Source organism: Belnapia rosea (genome assembly GCF_900101615.1).
Lineage (GTDB): Bacteria > Pseudomonadota > Alphaproteobacteria > Acetobacterales > Acetobacteraceae > Belnapia > Belnapia rosea.
In genome coordinates this window covers 43,672-67,896 of record NZ_FMZX01000009.1, presented here as the reverse complement: position 1 = coordinate 67,896, position 24,225 = coordinate 43,672, and the positions used below count along the sequence as shown (strand labels likewise).

The 24,225-nt window shown below is 70.3% G+C and carries 19 protein-coding genes; 8 read left to right on the top strand and 11 right to left on the bottom strand.

Annotated elements, in window-relative coordinates; genetic code table 11:
- Positions 1-8: 8 nt before the first annotated feature.
- Positions 9-902: a 16S rRNA (cytidine(1402)-2'-O)-methyltransferase gene (gene rsmI / locus BLR02_RS15875; RefSeq protein WP_090561695.1), complete on the bottom strand. Its 894-nt coding sequence runs from the start codon at positions 900-902 to the stop codon at positions 9-11.
- Between rsmI and BLR02_RS15870 the strand changes: the two genes are divergently transcribed.
- Together BLR02_RS15870 and BLR02_RS15865 are read left to right on the top strand one after the other, a co-directional pair.
- Positions 890-2,032, top strand: a complete 1,143-nt coding sequence (locus BLR02_RS15870; RefSeq protein WP_176849610.1) for a penicillin-binding protein activator — start codon at positions 890-892, stop codon at positions 2,030-2,032. The two genes, rsmI and BLR02_RS15870, sit on opposite strands and share 13 nt — an antisense overlap.
- Before the next feature lie 8 nt (positions 2,033-2,040).
- Positions 2,041-3,453 (top strand): ATP-binding protein, encoded by a 1,413-nt coding sequence (locus BLR02_RS15865; protein ID WP_090663888.1) that lies wholly within the window; start codon positions 2,041-2,043, stop codon positions 3,451-3,453.
- Between the two features lie 72 nt (positions 3,454-3,525).
- Here the strand turns inward: BLR02_RS15865 and BLR02_RS15860 are convergent, their stop codons facing one another.
- From BLR02_RS15860 to BLR02_RS15850, 3 genes are all read right to left on the bottom strand, one after another.
- Positions 3,526-4,029, bottom strand: a complete 504-nt coding sequence (locus BLR02_RS15860; protein WP_143021049.1) for an SRPBCC family protein — start codon at positions 4,027-4,029, stop codon at positions 3,526-3,528.
- 58 nt (positions 4,030-4,087) lie between these two features.
- Entirely contained in the window at positions 4,088-6,268 is a 2,181-nt protein-coding gene (gene uvrB / locus BLR02_RS15855; protein WP_408735519.1) for an excinuclease ABC subunit UvrB, read from the bottom strand.
- A 92-nt stretch (positions 6,269-6,360) separates the two neighbouring features.
- On the bottom strand, positions 6,361-6,732 hold the full coding sequence (locus BLR02_RS15850; RefSeq protein WP_090561703.1) for a hypothetical protein: 372 nt from the start codon (positions 6,730-6,732) through the stop codon (positions 6,361-6,363).
- An 83-nt stretch (positions 6,733-6,815) separates the two neighbouring features.
- Here BLR02_RS15850 and BLR02_RS15845 point away from each other — a divergent pair, with 83 nt between their 5' ends.
- Complete coding sequence (locus BLR02_RS15845) at positions 6,816-8,003, top strand: BaiN/RdsA family NAD(P)/FAD-dependent oxidoreductase (protein WP_090663885.1); 1,188 nt, start codon at positions 6,816-6,818, stop codon at positions 8,001-8,003.
- A gap of 12 nt (positions 8,004-8,015) precedes the next feature.
- On the opposite strand, the gene BLR02_RS15840 is transcribed toward BLR02_RS15845, so the two are convergent.
- The 4 genes from BLR02_RS15840 to BLR02_RS15825 all read right to left on the bottom strand — a co-directional run bounded on the left by BLR02_RS15840 (position 8,016) and on the right by BLR02_RS15825 (position 12,782).
- Positions 8,016-8,972 carry an esterase-like activity of phytase family protein gene (locus BLR02_RS15840; RefSeq protein ID WP_090663884.1) on the bottom strand — a complete coding sequence of 319 codons (957 nt, stop codon included), beginning with the start codon at positions 8,970-8,972 and terminating at the stop codon, positions 8,016-8,018.
- A gap of 126 nt (positions 8,973-9,098) precedes the next feature.
- Positions 9,099-10,967: a cobaltochelatase subunit CobT gene (cobT, locus tag BLR02_RS15835; RefSeq protein ID WP_090561707.1), complete on the bottom strand. Its 1,869-nt coding sequence runs from the start codon at positions 10,965-10,967 to the stop codon at positions 9,099-9,101.
- A gap of 108 nt (positions 10,968-11,075) precedes the next feature.
- Complete coding sequence (gene cobS, locus BLR02_RS15830; protein WP_090561708.1) at positions 11,076-12,086, bottom strand: cobaltochelatase subunit CobS; 1,011 nt, start codon at positions 12,084-12,086, stop codon at positions 11,076-11,078.
- A gap of 90 nt (positions 12,087-12,176) precedes the next feature.
- Entirely contained in the window at positions 12,177-12,782 is a 606-nt protein-coding gene (locus tag BLR02_RS15825; RefSeq protein ID WP_090561710.1) for a J domain-containing protein, read from the bottom strand.
- An 88-nt stretch (positions 12,783-12,870) separates the two neighbouring features.
- Here BLR02_RS15825 and BLR02_RS15820 point away from each other — a divergent pair, with 88 nt between their 5' ends.
- From BLR02_RS15820 to BLR02_RS29555, 3 genes are read left to right on the top strand one after another with little or no spacing between them, the layout of a single operon-like run.
- Positions 12,871-13,155 (top strand): BolA family protein, encoded by a 285-nt coding sequence (locus tag BLR02_RS15820; protein WP_090561712.1) that lies wholly within the window; start codon positions 12,871-12,873, stop codon positions 13,153-13,155.
- Positions 13,156-13,213: 58 nt separating this feature from the next.
- On the top strand, positions 13,214-13,432 hold the full coding sequence (locus BLR02_RS15815; protein ID WP_408735462.1) for a DUF3126 family protein: 219 nt from the start codon (positions 13,214-13,216) through the stop codon (positions 13,430-13,432).
- A gap of 31 nt (positions 13,433-13,463) precedes the next feature.
- Complete coding sequence (locus BLR02_RS29555) at positions 13,464-13,730, top strand: hypothetical protein (protein ID WP_176849609.1); 267 nt, start codon at positions 13,464-13,466, stop codon at positions 13,728-13,730.
- A 13-nt stretch (positions 13,731-13,743) separates the two neighbouring features.
- Here the strand turns inward: BLR02_RS29555 and bcp are convergent, their stop codons facing one another.
- Together bcp and BLR02_RS15800 are read right to left on the bottom strand one after the other, a co-directional pair.
- Complete coding sequence (gene bcp, locus BLR02_RS15805; protein ID WP_256336815.1) at positions 13,744-14,217, bottom strand: thioredoxin-dependent thiol peroxidase; 474 nt, start codon at positions 14,215-14,217, stop codon at positions 13,744-13,746.
- 16 nt (positions 14,218-14,233) lie between these two features.
- On the bottom strand, positions 14,234-17,182 hold the full coding sequence (locus tag BLR02_RS15800; protein ID WP_090561881.1) for a bifunctional [glutamine synthetase] adenylyltransferase/[glutamine synthetase]-adenylyl-L-tyrosine phosphorylase: 2,949 nt from the start codon (positions 17,180-17,182) through the stop codon (positions 14,234-14,236).
- Positions 17,183-17,199: 17 nt separating this feature from the next.
- On the opposite strand from BLR02_RS15800, the gene BLR02_RS15795 reads away from it, so the two are divergent.
- Positions 17,200-20,901 carry a YhdP family protein gene (locus BLR02_RS15795; protein WP_090663883.1) on the top strand — a complete coding sequence of 1,234 codons (3,702 nt, stop codon included), beginning with the start codon at positions 17,200-17,202 and terminating at the stop codon, positions 20,899-20,901.
- A gap of 115 nt (positions 20,902-21,016) precedes the next feature.
- Positions 21,017-22,603 (top strand): ABC transporter substrate-binding protein, encoded by a 1,587-nt coding sequence (locus tag BLR02_RS15790; RefSeq protein ID WP_090663882.1) that lies wholly within the window; start codon positions 21,017-21,019, stop codon positions 22,601-22,603.
- Between the two features lie 53 nt (positions 22,604-22,656).
- Here the strand turns inward: BLR02_RS15790 and BLR02_RS15785 are convergent, their stop codons facing one another.
- Positions 22,657-24,204 (bottom strand): sensor domain-containing diguanylate cyclase, encoded by a 1,548-nt coding sequence (locus tag BLR02_RS15785; protein ID WP_090663881.1) that lies wholly within the window; start codon positions 24,202-24,204, stop codon positions 22,657-22,659.
- Positions 24,205-24,225: the final 21 nt, after the last annotated feature.

Sequence of the window (24,225 nt, the reverse complement as noted above, 5' to 3'; positions counted from 1 at the left end):
CGACGGGCTCAGCCCTCGCCGCCGCCCAGTTCCAGCGCGCGTCGGTAGACCTGCTTCCGCGGTAGCCCCGTTGCCGCAGCCACCGCCGCGGCCGCGTCCCGCAGGCTCAATCCCGACGCCTGCGCGTCTCGCAGCGCCCGGTCCAGCTCCGCCTCGCCGGCCGCTTCCTCGGGCGCCGGCCCGATCACGATCACGATTTCGCCCCGCGCCGGTTCGGCGGCATAATGGGCCGCGAGGCTGGCAAGGCTGCCCCGGCGCACTTCCTCGAACCGCTTCGTCATCTCCCGCGCGACCGCAGCCGGCCGTTCACCGCCGAGCCCTTCCGCCAGTGCCTCCAGCGTCTCCGCCAGCCGATGCGGGGCCTCGTAGAGGATGAGGCTGGCGTCCAGCCCGGCCCGCTCCGCCGCCCGGAGGCGGGCAATCTCCGCCGCCCGTGGCCCCTGCTTCGATGGCAGGAAGCCCTGGAACAGGAAGGGATGGGGTGGCAGGCCCGAGAGGGTCAGCGCCATCACCGCCGCATTCGGCCCGGGCACCGCACCCACCGGCAGCCCGGCCGCGATCGCCGCCCGCACCAGCCGGTAGCCGGGGTCGGAGACCAGCGGCGTCCCCGCATCGGAAACGAGCGCGAGCCGCTCCCTCGCCGCGAGGCGCGCGAGGATGCGGGGGGTCTGGTCATCCTCGTTGTGCTCGTGCAGAGGAAGCAGGGTCACTGAAACGCCATGTCGTGCCAGCATGGCGCCGGTTACCCTCGTATCCTCGCAGAGCACGGCATCCGCGCCGCGCAGCGTGGAGAGGGCGCGGGGCGAGAGATCGCCGAGATTGCCGATCGGCGTCGCCACCAGGGTCAGCCCTGGCAGCGGCCCCTCGGGGGAAGGGTCAGGAGGTTCGCTTGCAGGTTCCATTACGCCGCACCCCATTTCGCCACCTGTTGCGGCTCGTCCTGCTCTTGCCCCTCGCTGCCTGCATCGCGCAAGCCCCGCCGGCCTATACCGTGCCGGCCTACCAGACCCCGGCCGCAGCGCTGCCCGAGGTGGCGCGTACGCGTGTTGGCCTCCTGTTGCCGCTTTCGGGCGCCAACCGCCCGCTTGGCCAAGCGATGCTGAACGCCGCTCAGCTGGCCCTGTTCGACCGGGCCGACCCCGGCATCGAATTCCTCCCCCGCGATACCGGGAGCACGGCGGCTGGTGCCGCGCAGGCCGCGCAGTCGGCGCTGGGCGAGGGGGCCCGGGCGCTGGCCGGCCCACTCACCCTGGCCGAGACCGGCGCCGTGGCCGCCCCGGCCCGTGCCGCCGGTGCCCCGGTCATGGCCTTCACCAGTGATGCGGCGCAGGCCGGCAATGGCGTCTGGGTGCTCGGCACCACCCCGGCCGAGCAGGCCGAGCGGGTGGCCGCTGCGGCTGCTGAGGCCGGCGCCCGCCGCTTCGGCCTGATCGCCCCGGATGACGCCTTCGGCCGCCGCCTCGCCGCTGCCCTGCGCACCCGGCTGCCGGCGCTCGGCCTCCCTGCGCCACTGGTGGTGCTGCAGGCGCGGCTCGGCGACAGCGCCTCCGCCGCCCGGGACCTGATCGCCCAGGCCGGGCCGGACGGATTGGACGCCGTCCTGCTCGGCCTGTCGGGCGAGCGCGCCAAGGCGGCCGCGCAGGTGCTGGCCACAGCACAGCCGGCCAAGCCCCGCCTGCTCGGGACCGTGCTCTGGGCGCAGGACCCGGTGGTGGCGCAGGAGCCGGCCCTGGCCGATGCCTGGTTCCCCGGCCCTGACCCGGCGACCCGCGCAGCCTTCGACCAGCGCTATCAGTCGGCATTCGGCGAGAGGCCACCGCGCCTGGCCGGCGTCGCCTATGATGCTGCGGCGCTGGCCAGCCGCGCGGCGCGCGGCGGCATGGCACCGATCGGCGAGGCGATGCTCGGAGCCGACGGTCCGGTCCGTCTCGAGCCGGACGGGCTGGCGCAGCATGGCCTCGCCATCTTCTCCGTCGATCCCTCGGGTGAGCCCCGCCTTGTCCAGCCGGCGCCCATCCCCGGCGCCAGCTAGGGACGGCCATGGCGCCGCCGCCACTGGGCCGGGTGATCGCGGCCGCGGGCCTGATCGGGGCCGTGCCGGCTCTCGTGCTGCTGCTGCTGCTGGCCGAAGGCGAGTTGGCGCCAGGGCCAGGGGCGCTGGCCCTCCTCGCCTGCCTGCTTGCGGCATTGGCCGTGGCGCAGCTCTGGATCGGCAACCTCGCCCGGCTCGCCGAGGCCCTGCGCCGCGCGGCCGCGGCCGATGGCCGGCTTGTGCCGCCGGACAACACGCCCTTGCTGCCTGCGGTCGCCGAAATCGCCGAGGGCGTTGACCGGCTGGCACGTAGGCTGGCCGATCAGGGCGAACTTGTCGGCCGCCTCCGCCGGGCCGATGAGGCGATCGTCGAGCGCCTGCCGGACCCGCTGCTCGTGCTGTCGCCGGAGCGGCGGCCGCTGCGGGCCAATGCCGCCGCCCGGGCCCTGTTCGGGGCTGCCGGCGGTGGCCCGCCGCGCGACGGCGATGTCGCCGCCCTGCTGCGCCACCCGATGCTCGCCGCCGCCGTGGATCGGGCGCTGGCCGAGCGGCAGCCGCAGACCGCGGATCTTGTCCTGCCGGTCCCTGTGGTGCGCGAGATCGCGGCCCAGGTGATCCCGATGGAGCCGGAGCTGGCCGATGGCGGGCGCATCGTCATCGTCCTGTCCGACCGCTCGCGCGAGCGCGCGGTCGAGCGGATGCGCGCCGACTTCGTGGCCAATGCCAGCCATGAGCTGCGCACCCCGCTGGCCAGCCTGATCGGCTTCATCGAGACCCTGCGCGGGCCGGCCGAGGATGACCCTGCGGCCCGCCAGCGCTTCCTCGGCATCATGGCGGAGCAGTCGGAGCGGATGCGCCGGCTGATCGACGACCTGCTCGGCCTCTCCCGCATCGAGTTGACCGAGCACCAACCGCCCACTGGCCAGGCCGATGTGGCCGGCATCGCCCGGGCCGAGGCGGATGCGCTGGAGCCGCTTTTCCGGGCCCGGGGCGTGACCCTCTCAGCCGAATTGGAGCCAGGCGCCATGGCGACGCCGGCCGATGGCGAACAGGTCGCCCAGGTGCTCCGCAACCTGCTGGAGAATGCGGTGCGCCATGGGCGGGAAGGCGGCGCCGTGCGCCTCTCCGTTGCGCGCTGCACAGGTGGCCCAAGGCTGCCGGCGCGGCCTGGCGTGTTGCTGGCCGTGCTGGATGATGGTCCCGGCATTCCCGCCGAGCACATCCCACGCCTGACCGAACGGTTCTACCGTGTCGATCGGGGCCGCTCGCGCAGCGCTGGCGGCACCGGCCTTGGCTTGGCCATCGTGAAGCACATAGTCAACCGGCATCGTGGCCTGCTGCTCATCGAGAGCGAACCGGCAATGGGCGCCTGCTTCAAGGTCTGGCTGCCCTCCGGCGCGTCATCGGCAACGCCGGGTTAGGGCACGCCCGGCAAACAGGTCAGAGCGCCTTCGTGAGCGCGTGCGAACGGATACGCCCTGACCAGGCCGGACTCAGATGTCCGGGTTGAGCGTGGCGCTGCTGCCGAAGGGCCGGCTGTCGGGCAGATCGTCCGCGCTGCGCGGCGCATCCTCGCGCCCTTCGCAGGCCGCCTTGATGGCACCGAGCGTTCTCTCCATGGCGATGCGTATGGCATGATCCACCGCCCCCGCCTCGCGCTCCATCCGCTCGGCGACCGCGGGTTCCGGCACGATGCTGAGCTGCAGCGAGACCTCGGCGCCGCTGCCGGCCTCGGTGACTTCGAGGCTCCCGCCGTAATCCTTCAGCCGGTCGGACCCCCACCGCATCCGCCGCCCCTCGGGGTCGACCTGGATCCAGCCTTCGTCACGGTAGGAATGGCCCTGTGCCTCGCCTTCCATGGCGATGCGCCCTGGCCCCTGCTGCTCCACCTTGCGGACGGTCTGCAGGTAGCGCGGCATGGCGGTGGGGTCGGACAGGAAGGCGAAGACCTCCGTTGCTGGCCGGTCGATGGCAATCCTGCCGGTGAATTCACCCATGTCCGCCTCCTCGCTTTTGATGTCGCCAACGCGGAGGGTGGGCAGGGTGTTCCCTGGGTCAGGCCCGGCGCCGGCCGCCGCGCCGCTTCTCCGGGTCATAGCCACCACCACCAGGCCCGAGGGGCTTCGGCTTCCAGTCGCCCTTCGGCCTGGACGGCCTGGCACCGGCCTTGGGGGCACTGTCCTGCAGGCTGCGCCCGGCGAGGTTCGGTTCCAGCCCGAGATCGAGCGCTTCCATCCGCTTGATCTCGTCGCGCAGCCGCGCCGCCTCCTCGAATTCCAGATCGGCGGCGGCGGCCCGCATACGCTTCTCCAGCTCGGCGATGGTAGCTCGCAGGTTGCTGCCGATGAACTGCGCGGAGGCATCGCCCTCCACCGCCTCGACCGTCACGTAGTCCTGCTCGTAGACGGACTGCATGACATCGGCGATCTGCCGCTTGATGGTCTGGGGCGTGATGCCGTGCTCGGCGTTCCAGGCCATCTGCTTGGTCCGGCGCCGCTCGGTCTCCTCCAGCGCCTTCCTGAGGCTGTCCGTCATCCGGTCGGCATAGAGCACGACGCGCCCCTCGGCATTGCGCGCCGCGCGGCCGATGGTCTGGATCAGCGAGGTGGCGGAGCGGAGGAAGCCTTCCTTGTCGGCGTCGAGAATGGCGACCAGCGTGCATTCCGGGATGTCGAGCCCCTCGCGCAGCAGGTTGATGCCGACGAGCACGTCGAACACGCCACGGCGGAGATCGCGGATGATCTCGATCCGCTCCAGCGTATCGACATCCGAGTGCAGGTAGCGGACCTTGATGCCCGCCTCCGTCATGTACTCGGTCAGGTCCTCCGCCATGCGCTTGGTGAGCGTCGTCACCAGCACGCGGCCACCCTTGGCGATCTGGTCGCGGCATTCGGCCAGCAGGTCGTCCACCTGGCCCTCGACCGGGCGGATCTCGGTCACCGGGTCGATCAGCCCGGTCGGGCGGATGACCTGCTCGGCGAAGGTGCCGCCGGTGCGCTCCATCTCCCAGGGCCCTGGCGTCGCGCTGACGAAGACGGTTTCGGGCCGGTAGGCCTCCCATTCCTCGAATTTCAGCGGCCGGTTGTCGGTGCAGGAGGGCAGGCGGAAGCCGAATTCGTTCAGCACCGTCTTCCGTGCAAAGTCGCCACGATACATGCCGCCGAGCTGGCCCACGGTGACATGGCTCTCGTCGACAACCAGCAATGCATTCTCGGGAAGGTACTCGAACAGCGTCGGCGGCGGCTCCCCTGGCTTCCGGCCGGTCAGGTAGCGGCTGTAATTCTCGATGCCCTTGCAGGAGCCGGTGGTCTCCAGCATCTCGATGTCGAATTGGGTGCGCTGCTCCAGCCGCTGTGCCTCCAGCAGGCGGCCTGCCGCATGCAGTTCCGCCAGCCGTTGCTTCAGCTCCGCCTTGATGGAGATGATCGCCTGCTGCATCGTCGGCCGAGGCGTGACGTAGTGGCTGTTGGCATAGATATGGGCCCGCGCCATCTCGCCGGTGATCTCGCCGGTCAGCGGATCGAATTCCTTCAGCCCATCGATCTCGTCGCCGAAGAGGCTGACGCGCCAGGCGCGATCCTCCAGCTGGGCTGGCCAGATATCCACCGTCTCGCCGCGGATGCGGAAGGTGCCGCGGGCGAAGAAGCTGTCGTTGCGCCGGTATTGCTGCTCGACCAGCCCCTTGATCAGCGTGTCCCGGTCGATCCGCCCGCCGGTCTCGAGCTTCACCACCATCCGCGAATAGGTCTCGACCGAGCCGATGCCGTAGATGCAGGAGACGGAGGCGACGATCACCACGTCGTTCCGCTCCAGCAAGGACTGGGTGGCGGAGTGCCGCATGCGGTCGATCTGCTCGTTGATCTGGGCGTCTTTTTCTATGTAGGTGTCGGTCCGCGGCACATAGGCCTCGGGCTGGTAGTAGTCGTAGTAGGAGACGAAGTACTCGACGGCGTTCTCTGGGAAGAAGCTCTTCATCTCGCCATAGAGCTGGGCGGCGAGCGTCTTGTTCGGCGCCAGAATCAGCGTTGGCCGCTGCAGCTGCTCGATCACCTTCGCCATGGTGAAGGTCTTGCCCGAGCCCGTGACGCCGAGCAGCACCTGATCCCGTTCTCCGGCGCGAAGGCCGGCCACAAGCTGGCGGATCGCCCCTGGCTGGTCGCCATTCGGCTCGAAAGGGGAGACGACCTTAAGCTTCCGCTCCGGCGGCGGGGCGGGCCGCTTCGGCGGGTAGAACATGACGGGGGGCAGGATCTGGTTCATCGCCCCCTTATCTTGGCTTTCGCCGGTGCCAGGTCCAGGGCCTGGTCGCCCTGGACCGGACTTCGGCCTTACCGACGGCTACGCAGCATGCTGCTGATCGCCCAGGTCGCGGCCACCGCGATGCCGATCGCCAGCAGGGGGCGGGACCGCGTCACGTCCCGCAACTGCTGGGCAACATCGAGCGCTGTCTCGCGGCCGTCCCGCGCATAGCTGCCAGCATAGCGGGCGGCATCATGCGCCGCCGGGCTCAGGCGCCGCTCCACCAGATCCTCCAGCTGACCCCAGAGACGCGACAATTCGCCACGCGCGTCGCCGCCACGGTCGCGGAGGGTGTCGCCGGCATCGCGCAGGTTGCCTGAGGCACGACGGCCATAGCGCTCGGCGCCCTCACGAACGTCATCGGCGCGGGACAGGAGGCTGGACAGGAAACCATCAGCCATGGGACTTCTCCATTTCGGTTTGCCCCCTAACGGCCGGAACCGTCCCGGGTTCACCGCGGCCGGCGGCAGCGTTACAAGCTGACATGACCTCCCAACCTGTCATGGTGATCGGCGCTGGACCGGCCGGGCTGATGGCGGCCGAGACCCTGGCTTCGGCCGGCCTGGCGGTCACTGTCATCGATCATATGCCGAGCCCCGGCCGCAAGCTGCTCATCGCCGGCCGCGGCGGGCTGAACCTCACCCATTCCGAACCGCTCGAGGCGTTCCTGCCGCGATATGGCGCCGTCCAGGCGCGGCTGGAGCCAGCGATCCGTGCCTTTCCCCCCTCGGCGCTGATGGCTTGGGCAGAGGGGTTGGGGCAGCCCCTCTTTACCGGGACCAGCGGCCGCGTCTTTCCCAAGGCGCTCAAGGCCTCACCCCTGCTGCGCGCCTGGCTGTCCCGGCTGGCAGGGCAGGGGGTCACGCTGCGGGGGCGCCACCGGTGGGAAGGGTGGGATACGGAGGGTGGCCTGCGCTTCACCGGCCCGGCGGGCGCTGTCGCTTGCCGCCCTGCCGCCACCCTTTTGGCCCTCGGCGGCGCATCCTGGCCCCGGCTGGGCTCGGACGGGTTGTGGACCGGGCTGCTGCCCGGCGTGGTGCCGCTGCGCCCCTCCAATTGCGGCTTCCTCCACGCCTGGTCCGACATCTTTCGTCAACGCTTCGAGGGGCAGCCGCTCAAGCGCATCGCCCTCGAATTCCGGGGGCGCCGGGTGCGCGGCGAGGCGGTGGTGACGGCATCCGGCCTCGAAGGCGGCGCGGTCTATGCGCTGTCCGCGCCACTGCGCGACGAGATCGCTGCGGAAGGCGGCGTGACGCTGCGGCTGGACCTCCGCCCGGATGAGACGCCCGAGGCGCTGGCGGCACGGCTCGATGGCCCACGGGGTGGTCTGTCACTGTCGAACCACCTGCGTCGCGCTGGCCTTGCCCCCATCGCCATCGGCCTGGTGCAGGAGGCGTTGCACGGCGGCGCCGCGCTCCCGCTTTCCCGCTTGGTGAAGGACATTCCGCTCCGCCTCACCGCCCCGGCGCCGATCGAGCGGGCCATCTCCACCGCCGGCGGGGTCGGCTGGGCGGAGGTGGATGAGCATTTCATGTTGCGGCGCCGGCCAGGCACCTTCCTCGCCGGGGAGATGCTGGACTGGGAAGCTCCGACCGGCGGGTACCTGTTGCAGGCCTGCTTCAGCACCGGGCGAGCGGCCGCCCAAGGCATTATCGATTACCTGAGCTCGTGACGCTGCAGCGCCTCATTCATCGACCACGGCGAAGACCAGCAGCAGGGTCCGCTGGAGCATGTTCTCGTTGTCGTCGGAGACGAGTGCCACCAGGGTCCGGCCTGCATGGCGGAAGACCGTAATCCCCTCATAATTGTCGCGCGGCACCGGTGCGTCCAGGCGGAGGATCTCCTCGCCTTCCAGCACCGCCCCGTTCAGCTGTGCCGCCGAGAGCCGCACCACGCGCCCGCCGAAGCCGGCGAAGATCGAGAAGCTCCGCTCCAGCACCAGCGCCCCGCCCCCGGGCAGGGGAGCCATATCGGCCGGGTTGAAGCCCTCGGCCGGCCGGTAGACCAGGCGCCGCCAGGCCCCTGGCCCGCCGATCCAGGCGCGCCGCAGGCTCTCATCCCCTCGTGGCAGGAAGCTCTCGGCGATCGCCAGCCACCGCCCGTCCGGCAGCACCGCCAGCGATTCCAGCCCGCCATTCCGTGGGGCGAATTCCAGGCCCGGTGGCGCTTCCACATACTCGCCTGGCCCGCTGATATCGCGGTAACGGCGAATGCGCTGCCAGCGCTCGAAGCCGACCAGCCAGCCACCATCCGGCAGCCGCGCAAGCGACTCCGCATCGCCGCCATAGCCGCGGCGCAAGGGTATTCCGCTACCGTCCCGCAGGGGGCCCGTGCGCAGATCGGCCAAGCCTTCCGGCCGACCCTCGCGCAGTGCCAACCTGGCCGTCACCCAGTGGCCAAGATCGCTGATCGCGGTCAGCCGAAGATCGTCATCGATATGCAGGGCGGAGAGCCCGCCGAAGCCGAGCACCCCGTCATCAAGCTCTAGCCCGCCCAGCGCCTCGAGCCGACTGCCCGTCGGCAGCGGGCTGAGCGCCAGGATCCGTGCCGGGGACTGCGCCCCGCCGCGCGAGCAGGCCCCGAGCACCAACGTCGCCAGCAGCGACCGGCGCGATAGCCCGCGCGAAACCGGAGAACGCATGTCGCAACCAACCCTTGCCTGTCATCCTTCCGTGGCTCGGCCGCGGAAGGCTGTGCCAAGGCTTCGGGATCGAAGCGAATATAGGAGTTTCCACGAAGCCGCGCAGCGGAATCGTGGAGACGTGTCCTAGACGAGGACGGCGGAGCGCTCCGTGGCTGCCCGCTGCCAGGCTTCGGCGGCATCCTCGTCGAAGAGTTCGGCCAGCTTCTTCATCATCGTGCCGCCCAGCTCCTCGGCATCCACGATGGTGACGGCCCGGCGATAATAGCGGGTGACGTCATGGCCGATGCCGATGGCGATGAGCTCGACATCCCCGCGCCCCTCGATATCACCGATGACCTTGCGCAGGTGCCGCTCGAGATAATTGCCAGGATTGACCGAGAGGGTGCTGTCATCGACCGGCGCACCGTCCGAGATCACCATCAGGATGCGGCGATGCTCGGGCCGGTTACGCAGCCGCTTGTAGGCCCATTCCAGCGCCTCGCCATCGATATTCTCCTTCAGCAGCCCCTCGCGCAGCATGAGGCCGAGATTCTTCCTCGCCCGCCGCCAGGGTGCATCGGCCGCCTTGTAGATGACGTGGCGAAGGTCGTTCAGCCGCCCCGGATTGCGCGGCTTGCCTTCCTGCACCCAGCGCTCACGGCTCTGCCCGCCCTTCCAGGCACGCGTGGTGAAACCGAGGATCTCGGTCTTCACCGCGCAGCGTTCCAGCGTACGGGCCAGGATGTCCGAGCACATGGCGGCGACGGTGATCGGCCGCCCGCGCATAGATCCGGAATTATCGATCAGCAGGGAAACGACGGTGTCGCGGAAATCCGCCTCCCTCTCCCGCTTGTAGGAGAGGGAAAGCATCGGGTTGGCGACGATGCGGGCGAGCCGCGCGGCGTCGAGCTGTCCTTCCTCGAGGTCGAACTCCCAGGCGCGCTGCTGCTGCGCCAGCAGGCGGCGCTGCAGCCGATTGGCCAGCTTGGACACGACGCCCTGCAGATGCGAGAGCTGCTGGTCGAGCTGCTGGCGCAGCCGGCCGAGTTCCTCCGGGTCGCAGAGCTCCTCCGCCTCGGTGATCTCGTCAAAGGCGGTCGTGAAGGGGTGGTACCGGCTGGCATCGTCGGTCTGCGGCACCTCGCGGCGCTGTTGCGGGCCACCAGGCTTGTCGTCGCCTTCGGCGGCGGCGCCCTCGTCCTCGGTTTCCTGCGCCTCTTCCTCGGCTGCCTCGCCCTGCATCGTCTCGGGCTGGGCGCCGAGCATGCTCTCCTGATCCTGGGACTGGGCCTCGCCCTCGCCGGACTGGTCCTGCTGGCTGGATTGCTCGCCGCTCTCCTCGCCGTCCTCCTGCTCCTCCGCCTCGCTCTCCACCTCGGCCTCGGCCAGGTCGAGCGCGGTCAGCAGCTTGCGAGCGGCACGGGCGAAGGCGTCCTGGTCCTCCGTGCTGCGGGACATCTCGTCCAGCGCCGCATCGGCCTGATCCCCAAGGGAATCGCGCCAGAGATCGAGCACCCGGTGGGCCGCCTCCGGCGCCGGCTCGCCCGAGATCCGCTCACGGGCCAGGAGAGACAGCGCCGCGGGCAGCGGCAGCTGGTCCTTCCGGGTCATCCGGTCGTAGCCCTCGGTCTCGCAGAGATCGGTCAGCCGGGCCCTGAGATTGGCGGCGACGCCGGACATGTGCCGGCTGCCGACGGCCTCGACCCGGACGTCCTCGAGCGCGTCGTAGACCTCCTTCGCCTCTCGCCGCTGCGGCAGGCGGGAGGCGTGGACGGATTCGGAATGATGCCGAAGCCGCAGCGCCGCCGCATCGGCCGCGCCGCGCAGCTTGGCCATCTCGGCCGGCGGCAATGCCCGGGTCGGCAGGGGCAGACGCACCCGCTTGCCGGCCACACCGCCGGGGCCGGGCTGGAAGGCCACCTGGACCTCGGCATTGGCATGGGCGATGGCGCGCAACGTCCCGGCGGTGGCGCGCTTGAACTCTTCCTGGCGGGTCAGGTCCTGCTTCGACATTCTATGGCTTCCGCTTCGTTCCGGCCGCCGGCCCGATTGCTCGATGCTTCTCAAGGCGACGCGCCCGCGGCATCGGGACAGCCGCAGGCGCGCACAATGGGGAGGAGGCTACCCCGCCTTCTTCAGCAGGCCGGTGCTCGGCAGATCCTCGTTGAAGCAGCGCTGGTAGTACTCGGCCACCGTGCTCCGCTCCGCCTCATCGCACTTATTGAGGAAGGTGAGGCGGAAGGCGAAGCCGACATCACCGAAGATGCGGGTGTTCTCGGCCCAGGTGATGACGGTGCGCGGGGACATGACGGTCGAGATGTCACCGGCGATGAAGCCGGCGCGGGTGAGGTCGGCCAGCGCCACCATCGCCTCCACCCGCTTCTTCATCTTGGCATCCGACGGGTCGATGCCGAGCTTCGCCATCACGATCTGCGTCTCCTGCGTATGCGGCAGGTAGTTCAGCGTGGCGACGATGTTCCAGCGGTCCATCTGGCCCTGGTTGATCTGCTGGGTGCCGTGATAGAGGCCGGTCGTGTCACCCAGCCCGACCGTATTCGCCGTGGCGAAGAGGCGGAAATAGGGGTTCGGCCGGATCACCCGGTTCTGGTCGAGCAGGGTCAGCTTGCCCTCGACCTCCAGCACGCGCTGGATTACGAACATCACATCCGGCCGGCCGGCATCATACTCGTCGAAGACGAGTGCGCAGGGGTGCTGGAGCGCCCAGGGCAGGATGCCCTCGCGGAACTCCGTCACCTGCTTGCCATCCTTCAGGACGATGGCGTCCTTGCCGATCAGGTCGATGCGGCTGATGTGGCTGTCGAGGTTGACGCGGATGCAGGGCCAGTTCAGCCGGGCCGCGACCTGCTCGATATGAGTCGACTTGCCGGTGCCATGGTAGCCCTGGATCATCACGCGCCGGTTGTTAGCGAAGCCGGCGACGATGGCGAGCGTCGTCTCGCGGTCGAAGCGGTAGGTGTCGTCCACCTCCGGCACGTGCTCGGTGCGCTGCGAGAAGGCAGGCACCTGCATGTCGATATCGAGGCCGAAGGCCTCGCGCGCATTCACGCTCGTGTCCGGGGCTTCGATCGCCGAGGTGGGACGGATTTCGGCGAGGTTGGCGACCTTGGTCATCGGCATCCGCTCAGGTTCTTGAGGAAAGACTAGGACAGGGCAAGGCGGCAGGCTACCCGGCTCGGGAGGATTTCCGAACCGGCAGGCGGATCATCGCGCGGCGTCCGCTTCGGCCGGCGTCGCCTCCGGGCGGGCCGCCCCGGCCCGCTGGCGAAGCAGGCTATAGGCGCGGTTGACGTCCTTCAGGCGGTCCTCCGCGCCGCGGTCGCCGCCATTGGCGTCCGGGTGCAGCTGCTTGGCCAATTCATGGTAGCGGGCGCGGAGCGTTGGCTGGTCCAACGGCCACTCGAGCCCGAGAACGTCGAGGGCGGCCCGCAGTTCAGGCGGTGCCTGCGGTCTTTCCGCCTGTTTCGTCCGTTTGGCGTGCAGCGGCGTCGCATAGAGCAGGCCGAGCGGATCGCGCAGGAATTCCGGACTGAGGCGCCGCGTGCCGCCGAGCCGGCCGAGCGGCCAGGTCGGCCGCTGCCAGGCGGTATCGTGCCGCAGGTTGGCCTCGATCTCGTTCGGGCCCATGCCTTTGTAATAGTCCCAGGAGGAGTTGTACTCCCGGACATGCGGCAGGCAGAACCAGCGGTACTCGTTCAGGCTGGTGCGGGATTTCGGCGCCCGGAACTCCCCATGGGCCTCGCAGCCCGGGGCATCGCAGGGGCGGGGAGGGCTCTCAGGTTCGGGTTTGGCACCACGTCGGGGGGGCATCGCTGATTTATGGGCGCGCCCCCCGGCTGGCGCAAGCCGAGCCGGCACCGCTTGGCAGATCGACCGAAAGGGCGGAGAACTCCCGGCCATGCAGACCCGTGCCAGCCGTATCCGTGAGGCTTTGGAAGCCGCCTTCCCTGGCGCCTCGATCGCCATCGAGGATGACAGCCACCGCCATGCCGGCCATTCCGGGGCCCGTCCGGGTGGCGAGACCCATTACAGCCTGGTTGTCGTCAGCCCGGCCTTCGCCGGCATGGCGCGGCTTACGCGTTCGCGCACGGTCCATGCCGCCCTCGCCGGGGAGTTCGAGGGAGGGATGCATGCCCTCTCCCTCCGCCTGCTGACGCCGGAGGAAGCCGGATCAAAGGGGTAGCGGAGGGGCGCGGCCCGGTTTATGCCTCCGCGCTCCCGCAGATGTCAGGATGACCAGCATGACCCCAGCCGAACTCGCCGCGGTGCAGGCGCATCTCCGCCGGCTGCTGGGCAACGACAAGATCAAGCTCAGCACGCCGCAGCGGAAGAACGCCTCCGTGGAGCTCTTCGTCGGCAGCGAATTCGTCGGTACGGTCCATCGCGACACGGAGGATGGCGAGGTCTCCTACGCCATCCAGATCGTCGTGCTGGCCGAGGATCTTTCCCAGATCAACTGAACCGGATCGCCTGCCGCGCTTTGTTTCCGGCATGAGCGACAGCGCGCCCCCACCAGCCTCCCCGCGACTCGACGCCGTGCAATGCCCGCATTGCGAGGAGGTCACCATGCCGAACCTGCTGCCCGATGGCAGCACGGTCTGCTCCTGCACGGCGGAGCGGGCGCTGCCGCTCGGCGAGGGGGGGCCGATGCTCGGCGCGCCGATGGACACGGCGGGCGAGAGCCATCCGGGCCCCCTGCCGAAGGATGAGGGCCAGTTCGGCGAGGATATCGCCACCGAGGACTACAAGCGGATGTAGCCTGCCGTCCGGGCTAGAGGGCGGCAGCGGCCTTCAGCACCTCCGCTGCATGCGCTTCCGGCTTCACCTTCCGCCAGATCTTGGCAACCTTCCCCTCGGCATCGACCAGGAAGCTGCTCCGCTCCATACCCATGTACTTCTTGCCGTACATGGACTTTTCGACCCAGGTCCCATAGGCCTCGGCCACCTTGTGGTCCTCATCCGATGCGAGCGGGAATTCGAGACCGAATTTCTGGGCGAATTTCTCGATCGGGGAGATTTTATCCGGGCTCACCCCGATCACCGTCAGGCCGAGCTTGCCCAGCTGCGGCAGCGCCTCCTGAATGCCGCAGGCCTGCTTCGTGCAACCGGGCGTGTCGGCCTTCGGATAGAAATAGAGCAGGAAAGGCTGCCCCTTCAGCCCCGCCAGGTTGACGGTCCGCCCGCCGCTGGCCGGCATGCTGAAATCCGGGGCCGGCTGCCCCTCCGCTGGTCCTGCTTCGCTCACTTCCAAACCCCCAGGCTCAACCCAGTACCCCGACACGCCGCTCGAATATCGTGCGGACCGTTGCGGCTACGGCCTGCATCTGAGCGCGGAGGGCCGGCAGGTCAACCGGCGGCGGGTCCAGCAGCGGCGCCACGGCGCGGAGCAGGGCCGCCTCTGCCGGAGCCGGCAGCGCCGCGTCGCGCGACTTGCCGATGGTCAACCGCACCAGACCGATCACCGTGCGCCAGAGCCGGTCGGCGGCGATCAGCGCCGAAGCCTCGTCCGGCGGCAGGACGCCGTATTGGCCGAGCCGGGCGAGCGCCGTCCGCGTCGTGGTCGCCAGGATGCGCGGCTCCCGTGGCGCATGGGCGAGCTGCAGGGCCTGGGCGATGAATTCCACCTCGATCAGCCCGCCCGGCATGGCTTTCACGTCCCAGGGGCCTTCCGGCGGCAGCTCCTTCAGCATCCTTATCCGCATGGCCGTGGCATCCGCCAGCGCCACTTCAGCCGCGCCCGGCTTCAGGATGGCGGTGCGCAGCACCTCGTTGATGCGCCGCTTGAGCGCCGGCGGCCCGGCAACCGGGCGCGCCCGGGTCAGCGCCATGCGCTCCCAGGTCCAGGCATTGTCCTGGTGATACTGTTCGAGCGCCGCCAGCCGAATCGCCACCGGCCCCTTATTGCCGGAAGGCCGCAGCCGCATGTCGACCTCCCAGAGCCGCCCCTCGGCCCCGGGCGCGGTGATCGCCCCCACGACCTGCGGCGCGAGGCGGATGAAATACTCCGAGGGCGCCAGCGCCTTCCGCCCGCCGATGCTCTCGCTGGCGTCCTCGTCATGGTCGTAGAGCAGCACCAGGTCGAGGTCGGAGCCCGGCAACATCTCCCGCCCGCCCAGCTTGCCGAAGGCGACAACGGCCAGCGCCCCACCAGGGACACGCCCGTAGCGCTCGGCGAAGTCGGCGGCGACGCGGGGCAGCAGCGCCGAGATCGCCGAATCCGCCAGGTCCGCCCGCAATTCGCCAGCGGTATCGGCGTCGAGCTGACCTTCCAGGGCTGCTGCATCGATCTCGAATTTCCGCTCGGTCGCCAGCCGACGCGCCGCCTCCAGCGCCTCCTCCAGATGCCGCGCATCCTTCACCAGGGCGGGCAGCACGGCCGAGGGGTCTGCGCCGGCGGGAGAGAGGCTGCCGGCCAGCAGCCCATCGAGCGCCGCTGCGTTATGAGCCAGATGATCCGCAAGCTGTGGCGCCGCGCCCAGCAAGCTGGCCACCCGCTCCAGCAGCGCCGGGTTGCGGCGGAACAAACTCAGCACCTGCACGCCCGCCGGCAGGCGCGAAAGCACGCGGTCAAACCGAACCAGCGCCTGGTCGGGGTTGGACTGCCGGGCAAAGGCGGTGAGCAGCGCCGGCATCAACTCGGTCAGCAGCTCCCGGGCCCGGGCACTGCGCGTCGCCCGTGGCCTGCCATGATGCCATGCGCGGATCAGGGCGGCGATCGAGGCCGGATCGGCGAAGCCCATCCGCTTCAGCGTCGCCGCCGTGCCGGGGTCGTCCTCCACGCCGGTGAAGACAAGGTCGCCTTGCACCTCACCACCCGGCAGGGAGAGGGCCGGGGCGGTCTCGAAGAAATTGCCGTAATGCCGCTCCACCCGCTCCAGATGGCCGAAGAAGGCAGCCGAGAATTCCGGCAGCGAGGCGAAGCCCATGAAGGAGGCGATGCGGGCGAGGCCGGGCTCGTCTTCCGGCAGCCTGTGCGTCTGCCGGTCCGCCACCATCTGCAGGCGGTGCTCCAAATTCCTCAGGAAGACATAGGCATCGGCGAGATCCGCCGCCGCCCGCCGGTCGATCCGCCCGGCGCCGGCCAGCGCCGCCAGCGCGCCGAGCGTCGTCGGATCGCGCAGGCCCGGGTCGCGCCCGCCCCAGATCAGCTGCAGCACCTGAGCGGTGAATTCGATCTCGCGGATGCCGCCCCGCCCGAGCTTCACGTCATGCCCAGCCAGAGCGATGGTCGCCCCGGCACCCTTGGCAGCCTTGTGGGCATGAATCTGCCGCTTGATCGAATGGATATCGGCGACGGCTGCGAAATCGAGATGCCGGCGCCAGACGAAGGGCCGGATCTCGCGCAGGAAATGCTCGCCGAGCGCCCGGTCCCCGGCAACCGGGCGGGCCTTGATCATCGCCGCCCGCTCCCAATTCTGCCCCATGCTTTCGTAGTAGGTGATGGCGGCGCCAAGCGAGACGGCCAGCGGCGTCGCCGCCGGGTCCGGCCGCAGTCGCAGGTCGGTGCGGAACACATATCCCTCGGCCGTCCGCTCCTCGAGCAGCCGCACGAGGTCGCGCGCCAGCCGGACATAGGAGGCGCCGGCCCGGTCGCTGTGATAGGCTGCTGCTTCCGGATCGTAGAGCACCATGAGGTCGACATCAGAGGAGTAGTTCAGCTCCCGCCCGCCCAGCTTGCCCATGCCGAGCAGGATCAGGCCGCTGCCCACCGCCGGACTCTTGGCGGCGATTCGGAGCTCCCCTCGCGCCGCCGCGGCCAGCAGCAGATGGTTGCAGGCGAAGTCGATCGTCTGCTCGGCAACCGCCGACAGAGCACCCGTTACCTGGTCGAGGGTCCAGAGCCCGGCGATGTCGGCCGCGGCGGCGATCAGTGCCGCCTGCCGCTTGGCCTGACGCAGCAACACGCCGACCGCCTCGCGCGCGGCGCCGGGATCGGCCCGGCTCAGCGGGTCGAGCGACAGGGCGAAAGCCTCATCCGGCCCGCGTTCGGCCAGGCGCATCAGCGCGGGTGCCTCACGCACCGCGAGATCGGCCAGATAGGAGCTGTGCCCGCCCAGCGCACCCAGCAGTGCAACGCCCTCGGCGCTGGCGGCGAAGGCCCGGGCGGCGGCATCCCGTTCGCTGAAGCGTTCGACCAGGCGTTCGGCAGCCTCGGGGTCGAAGGGGCGCGGCAGGTGGTCCGAGGCGATCCTCGGTGCGGTCTGGGACATGATCATGGAGGGAAGGCGTGACCGGCATCGCAGGTCAAGAGCCGCGTCGTCGCCTCCGCTGGCTGGGTCCTGCCTGCAACCTCGTGCTGGGCGGGGGGCTGGTGCTGGCGCTCCTGCTCGGTGGACTGGCCTGGCGACTGGCGGAGGGGCCGCTCGAGATCCCCTTCCTCGCCCGCCAGATCGAGGCCAGCGTGAACGACCGCGGGGATGCGCTTCGCCTTGAGATCGGCCGGGCCGCCATCGCCTGGGAAGGCTTCCGCGGCGGGCATGCGGCCCCGCTCGACATCCGCCTCAGCGATGTGCGCCTGCATGGGCTCGACGGCGCGCCGCGGGTTGAATTGCCGAATGCTGCTGCGACGCTGTCCGTCCGCGCCCTGTTGCGCGGCGTCGTGGCGCCCGCCTCCATCACCCTGCTGAATCCGCGGCTGGAGGCGGTGCTGGGGCCGGATGGCAGCATCGCCATCGCCACGCCCGGGGAAGCGGCGGAGGCGGGTGGTGGCCCGCTGGCGCCATTGCGCGACCTCATGCGCCCGGCCTCGGACCGCAGCGCCGCCACCTCGCTCCGGCGCCTTCGGGTGCAGGGCGGCAGCTTCACCCTGCTGGATCCGGCCCATTCCAGGCGCTGGACGCTGGCCGACCCGCAGATCGACCTGCGCCGTGCCGCCACGGGCGGGTTGACAGGAGAGGGCTCCGCCCGGCTGGAGGCCGGTGATGCCTCGGTTCAGGTCAGGCTTGACGGGCGGGCCGAGGGGCAGCCCATGCGCCTGACGGCCGGGATCAGCCTGCCGGCCCTCCGCCCCGCCGAACTGGCCGCGATCTGGCCGCCGCTCGCTCCGCTCGGCCGGGTGGATGCATTGGTCAGCCTCACCGCCCGTGCCGAATTCGATGCCGAGGGTCGGCCGGAGCGGCTGCGCGCGTTTCTCGGTACCGGGGCCGGCGCCTTCGATCTTGGACCGGGGCCGGATGGCGCGCCGCGGCGTCTGCCCTTCGCAGGGCTGACCATCGCCACCAGCGGCTCCTCCCGCGCCTTGCGGCTGGAGATGGCGCGCCTGGTCCTGCCGGGGCAGCCCGGCCCGGCACTCACGGCCCAGGGCGACCTCGTCCATCGCGACGGAACCTGGAACGCCGCCGTCGAGCTGGCAGCCGAGCCGATCGAGGCGGCGGATCTGCCGCGCTACTGGCCGGCCGGCATCTCCCCCGAGGCCCGAGCCGCGGCACTCTCTGCCTTGCCTGCCGGACTGCTGCGCGAAGCCAGGCTGCGCGCCAACTTCAGGGTCCCCGAGGCCACTGGCGCGCTGGAGCTGGACGATGCGCAACTCCGCCTTGGCATCGCCAATGCCGTGGTCGATCTCGGCCGTGGTCGCCGCATCGCCGCCGAGGGGGCGGATATCGCCCTGTCTGGCACGCCCGACCATCTTCGCCTCGACAGCGCCATACTGCGCCTGCCCCGCCTGCCACGCGGCGGCCCCGCCCCCGTGCTGCGAGCCGGTGGCGAGGCGGAGCGCCGGTCCGGGATGTGGCGGAGCCGTCTCGACCTGACGCTCGACCGCATCGCCTTTGCCGACCTGCCTGGCTATTGGCCACGTGGGCTCGGCAGTCCGAAGGGCGGCGAGCGGGACTGGATCACCCAGAACATCACCGCCGGCGAGATCCGTAACGGGCGCTGGCGCATCGAAGCGGAAGCCCCGGCCGGTGAGCCGGATGCGGTGCGGGTGACCGCGCTTTCCGGCACGGCGGAGGCGAGCGATGCCACCGTCCATTGGCTTCGCCCCGTGCCACCCGCCACCGGCGTTGCCGGCACGGCGGAATTCTCCCTGTCGGAAATCACGCTCCGGGCCCGAAGCGGCCGCCAGGGCATCGCCGAGGGCGGCCGTGGCGGGATGGACCTGCGCGAGGGGGTGGTTCGCTTCCTCAATCTCGAGGCAGAACCGGGCAATGCGGAAATCGCGCTTCAGATCGCCGGACCGCTTGCCGATGCCGTCACCCTCCTCAAGCATCCGCGGCTGAAGCTGTTCGAGCGCCAGCCGCTCAAGCTCCAGGTCGCCGAGGGAAAGGCCGAGGCGCGGCTGGAGATCGCCTTCCCGCTGCTCGAGGATTTGCCGGTGGAGGCGCTGAGGATCAAGGCGGCCGCCCGCATTGCCGAGGCGCGGCTGCCCGGGATCCTGCTCGACCAGGAACTCGACCGCGCGGCAATCGAGCTTGCCGTCGATACGGACACGCTGCGCGCCAGCGGCCAGGGCCTGCTGCTCGGCGCGCCGGTGAAGGTCGCGGTCGATCTGGACTTCCGTCGCGGCCCACAGACCCAGATAGTGGAGCGCGCGACCCTGTCCGGCCGGCTCGATGCCCGGCAAATCGCCGTGCTCGGCTTCGACGCCATGCCGGTGCTGAGCGGGCCGGTCGCGCTCGACGTCCGCGTGGAGCGCCGCCGCAACGGCCAGGGCCAGGCGACGGTGCGCGGCGACCTTATCGAGGCGCGGCTCGGGGTTGATGCGGTGGGCTGGGCCAAGCCGTCTGGCACCCCCGGCACGGCCGATGCCGTGCTGCGCCTCCAGGGCGATGCGCTGGCGGCGGTCGACCGGTTCCAGGTCGAGGCGCTGGAGCTCTCGCTGCGCGGCAATGCCCGCTTCGGCCCGCAATCCCGGCTGCAACGGGTGGACCTCACCGAGAGCCTGTTCGGTGGCTCCCGCTTTACGGGCGATGTGCGACCGCCAGAGCGCGGCGGGGCGCCCTGGGCCATCGCTCTGCGCGGCCCGCTGCTCGACCTGCGGCCGGTTCTCGGCCCGCAAGGCCATGCAGAAGGCGGGGCCCGCCCCGCTAGCCCAGCCGAGGACACCGGCCCACCCTTGCTCCTCGATATCCGCTTCGACCGGGTGACGATGGGTGATAACCGCAACCTGCTCGGCCTCCAGGCTCGCGCCCGGACCGATGCCCGTGGCGTATTGCGCGAGGCCCGTGCCACTGGCCGCACCGCCTCGCCCGGCCTCGGCGCGAACCGCGTCGCCGCTCAACCGGGACCCTTCGAATTCACCCTCACGCCTCGTGGCGAGCAGCGCCTGCTGCGCCTTGCCGCCGAGGATGGCGGTGGGCTGCTGCAGGCACTTGACTTGGTGACCGCCATTCAGGGCGGCAGGCTGAGCGTCACCGGGCTCTACAACGAGACGCGGCCGGGTGCCCCGCTCACCGGCACGGCGGAACTCACCGGCTTCGTCCTTCGTGATGCCCCGGCTGCGGCTAAATTACTGCAGGCGATGACGCTGTACGGCCTGGTCGATGCAGCACGTGGCGGCGGCGGGCTCGTCTTCAGCAGGCTCGTCGCTCCCTTCTCCCTGACGTCCGAGGCACTGGTGCTGGCGGATGCGCGCGCCTTCTCGGCCTCGCTCGGCATCACGGCGAAGGGACGGATCCTGCGTCAGCGTGCCGTGGCCGAGATCGAGGGCACCATTGTGCCCGCCTATGTCTTCAACACATTGCTCGGCAACCTGCCGCTCGTCGGGCGCCTGTTCAGCCCGGAGGCTGGGGGCGGGGTCTTCGCCGCCACCTACCGCATCCAGGGACCGCTTGCTGACCCGCAGGTGGTGGTCAACCCGCTGGCAGCGCTGACGCCGGGCTTCCTGCGCGGGCTGTTCGGCCTGTTCGAAAACGGGCGGGACGAGGCAGCGCATCAGGGCGGCGCGCCGGCAGAGCCGCCCTGGGACGGCCGTGGCCCACCTCCTCGGTAGTTGCCTGCCTCCTGGATGGCGGCGTCCCAGGCCTCGGCTTGACGCCGAAATGGACGCCGCCTAAGCCTCGTCGCGGGGACGACACGCCAACGGCCAGCCTGTCGGAGCTCGCCTGATGGAATTGGAACGTCGTCGCCTTCTCGCGGGAGGGGCTGGCCTTGCCGCTGCCGCGCTGCATCGCCCGGTCCGGGCGCAAGGCCGTGGCAGCGTGCTGCGCTTCATCCCCTCGACGCCGCTGCCCTCGCTCGACCCGATCGTCGCCACCAGCTACGTCATCCGCAACCATGGCTATCTGATCTACGACACGCTCTTCGCGATCGATGAGCAATTCCGCATCCGCCCGCAGATGGTGGAAGCCTGGGATACCGCGCCGGACGGGCTGAAATGGACCTTCCAGCTTCGCGCCGGCCTGTTTTTCCATGACGATCAGCCGGTCCGGGCCGCGGATTGCATCGCCTCGATCAGGCGCTGGTCCGCCCGCGATGCCTTCGGCCAGACCTTCGCCACCTTCGTCGATCGCTATGAGGTGGTGGACGAGCGGAGCTTCGCCATCCGGCTGAAGCGCCCCTTCCCGCTGCTGCCGGATGCACTCGGCAAGCTCTCCTCCAACGTCCCGTTCATCATGCCGGAGCGGGTGGCGGCGACCGACCCCTCCCGCCCCATCACCGAGGCGGTCGGCTCCGGCCCCTGGCGATTCCAGACCGCTCAGTGGGTGCCGGGCCAGAACGCCATCTATGAGCGCTTCGCCCGCTACAAGCCGCGCGAGGAGGCACCGAGCTGGGCAGCCGGCGGCAAGGTGGCGAAGATCGACCGCATCGAATGGCTGGCGCTGACCGAGCCATCCGCCGCCGTCGGGGCGCTGCTGCAGGGCGAGGTCGATTGGTACGAGCAGCCGCCGGTGGACCTGCTGCCGGTGCTGCGGCGGGACCGCGCCATCGCCATCGAGAACGTCCCGCTCGGCCTGATCCTGCTGATGCGGTTCAACCAGATGCAGCCGCCCTTCAACAATCCCGGTATCCGCCGCGCGGTGATGATGGCGGTGAACCAGGTGGACTTCATGCAGGCCGTGGTCGGCAGCCCGGACTACTACCGGGAATGCAAGACCTTCTTCACCCCCGGCTCGCCCATGTCGACCGGGGCAGGGGGCGAGGCGGCGCTCGGCAACAATCTCGGCCAAGCGCGGGCGATGCTGAAGGAGGCCGGCTATGCCGGCGAGCGGGTGGTGCTGCTGGCGCCGGCCGACCAGCCCATTGCCTACAACCAGTCCCTGGTGACGCAGGAGCTTCTGAAGAAGCTCGGCATGAACGCCGAGCTGGTCTCGACCGACTGGGCCAGCTTCATTGGCCGCCGCAGCAACCGCGGCGCGCCGGACCAGGGCGGCTGGTCGGTCTTCCACACGCTGTGGTCGGGAGCGGATGTGCTCAACCCGGCGTTGCACCCGCTGCTGCGGGCCAATGGCCAGTCGGCCTGGTTCGGCTGGCCGGAGGACGCGGCGCTGGAAGGGCTGCGCGACCAGTGGATCGCCACCGCCGATGGCCTACGCCAGAAGGAACTCGCCGCCGCGATCGAGCGGCGCGCCTTCGAGGTGGTGCCCTATGTGCCGGCCGGGCTGGTGCAGCAACCGATGGCCTTCCGTCGCAACCTGACCGGCATGGTGCTCTCGCCCGTGCAGTTGTTCTGGAACATCGAGAAGCGAGCCTGACACCCGCCCTGCCACCATTGTCCCGGCCGTCCGGCGGCCTAGGATGGTGGCGGTCAGGCTTCGGGCGGCGCCAGCTCCACCCGGTCCCGCCCGCTCTCCTTCGCGGCGTAGACAGCGGCATCGGCCCGCCGCAACAAATGGTCGAGGCAGCGGTCGGAGGGGCCGCATTCGGTGACGCCGAAGCTGGCGCTCAGCCGGTGGTCTTCGCCGACCCGGATGGTGCGGATGGCGAGGCGGAGCCGCTCGGCCACGGCGGCCGCCTCGGCCAGGGCGACGCAGGGCAGCAGCACCGCGAATTCCTCGCCCCCCATGCGGAAGAGCAGCGTCTGTTCCCGCAGTATGCCGGTGGTGGTCTTGGCGACGGCACGCAGCGCGGCATCCCCTGCCTCATGGCCGGCCGCATCGTTCAGCGCCTTGAAGTGGTCGATGTCGAAGAAGATCAGCGAGCAGGGCTGGCCGGATTGCCGTGCCTTGTAGAGGACGGCGCCCCCGGCATGGTTGAAATGCCGGCGATTGCCGGCACCGGTCAGTGGATCCGTCAGCGCCTCCCGCGCCAGGTTTTCGGTCCGGGCCATGCTGCGGGCCAGGGTGCCACGCGTCTCGGCCAGCCGCGCCCTCGCCTCGCGCCCCTCGCTGGTGAGGGCGATCAGGGTCAGCGCATCCATGGCGAACAGAACGGTCATCAGCCCGACCGATTGCAGCGGGTTGGCGACCGCAGGGCCCTGGAACGGCCCTTCGCCCAGCACCGTGCCGACAGTGGCAGCGAGGCAGATCAAGGTCAGCAGCGTATAGGCGGCGCGCAGCGAGATCCGCAGGGTGATCCAGGAGAGCGGCACGGTCAGCAGGAAGACGGCATCCGGTCGCACCAGCCGGCCGGTGCCCGGGATGGCAAAGAGGGCTGCCACCGCCGCGACCGTGCCGAGGAGCACCAGCGTGTCGATCGGCCCGGGCGGGCGGTCCGCCGGCGCTGAGCTGCGCTCCGCCCCGAGCCAGAGCAGCAGCGCCGGGGCGAAGAAGAAGGTCCCGCCGCTGTCGCAAAGCCACCAGGCTGAAAAGACCGCATAGGCCTCGGCCAAGGACATGGGCGAGGCAAGGGAAAGCGCCAGCGTGCCTATGGCCGCGGTGCAGGCCGCGTGCAGCAGCACACCACCGAGGATGAAGCCTAACACCCCGATGAAGCGGGTAAAAAGCCCGGTCAGTGGCCGCATCGCCTGGGTGACCATCATCCCGGCCCAGGGGCCGAGCGTATTGCCCAGGGAAATTGCCAGCGTCAGCCCCGGCGAACTCCCGAAGAACAGCCCGTTGACCAGGCAGGAGCCGATGAAGATGCCTGGCAGCAGCCCGGCGCCACCCACCATGGCGGCAACGCAGGCGATGCCGGCGGGTAGCCAGATCGGGGCCGGGAAGAGCCCATAGGCACCGAAGAACCTGCCGACCAGGACTCCCAGCCCGGCATACAGCAGCGCCACGAGGACGTTGCCGACGACCCAGGGTATCAGCCCGCCCCGGGCCAGCCAGGGCAGGAGCCAGGGATTATGAGAGAACTGCGCTTCGGCCCGCAGGCCAAATCCGGGTGCCGCAGCAGATTGAGCCAGGGACATCGACGCTGCCGCTACCACCGC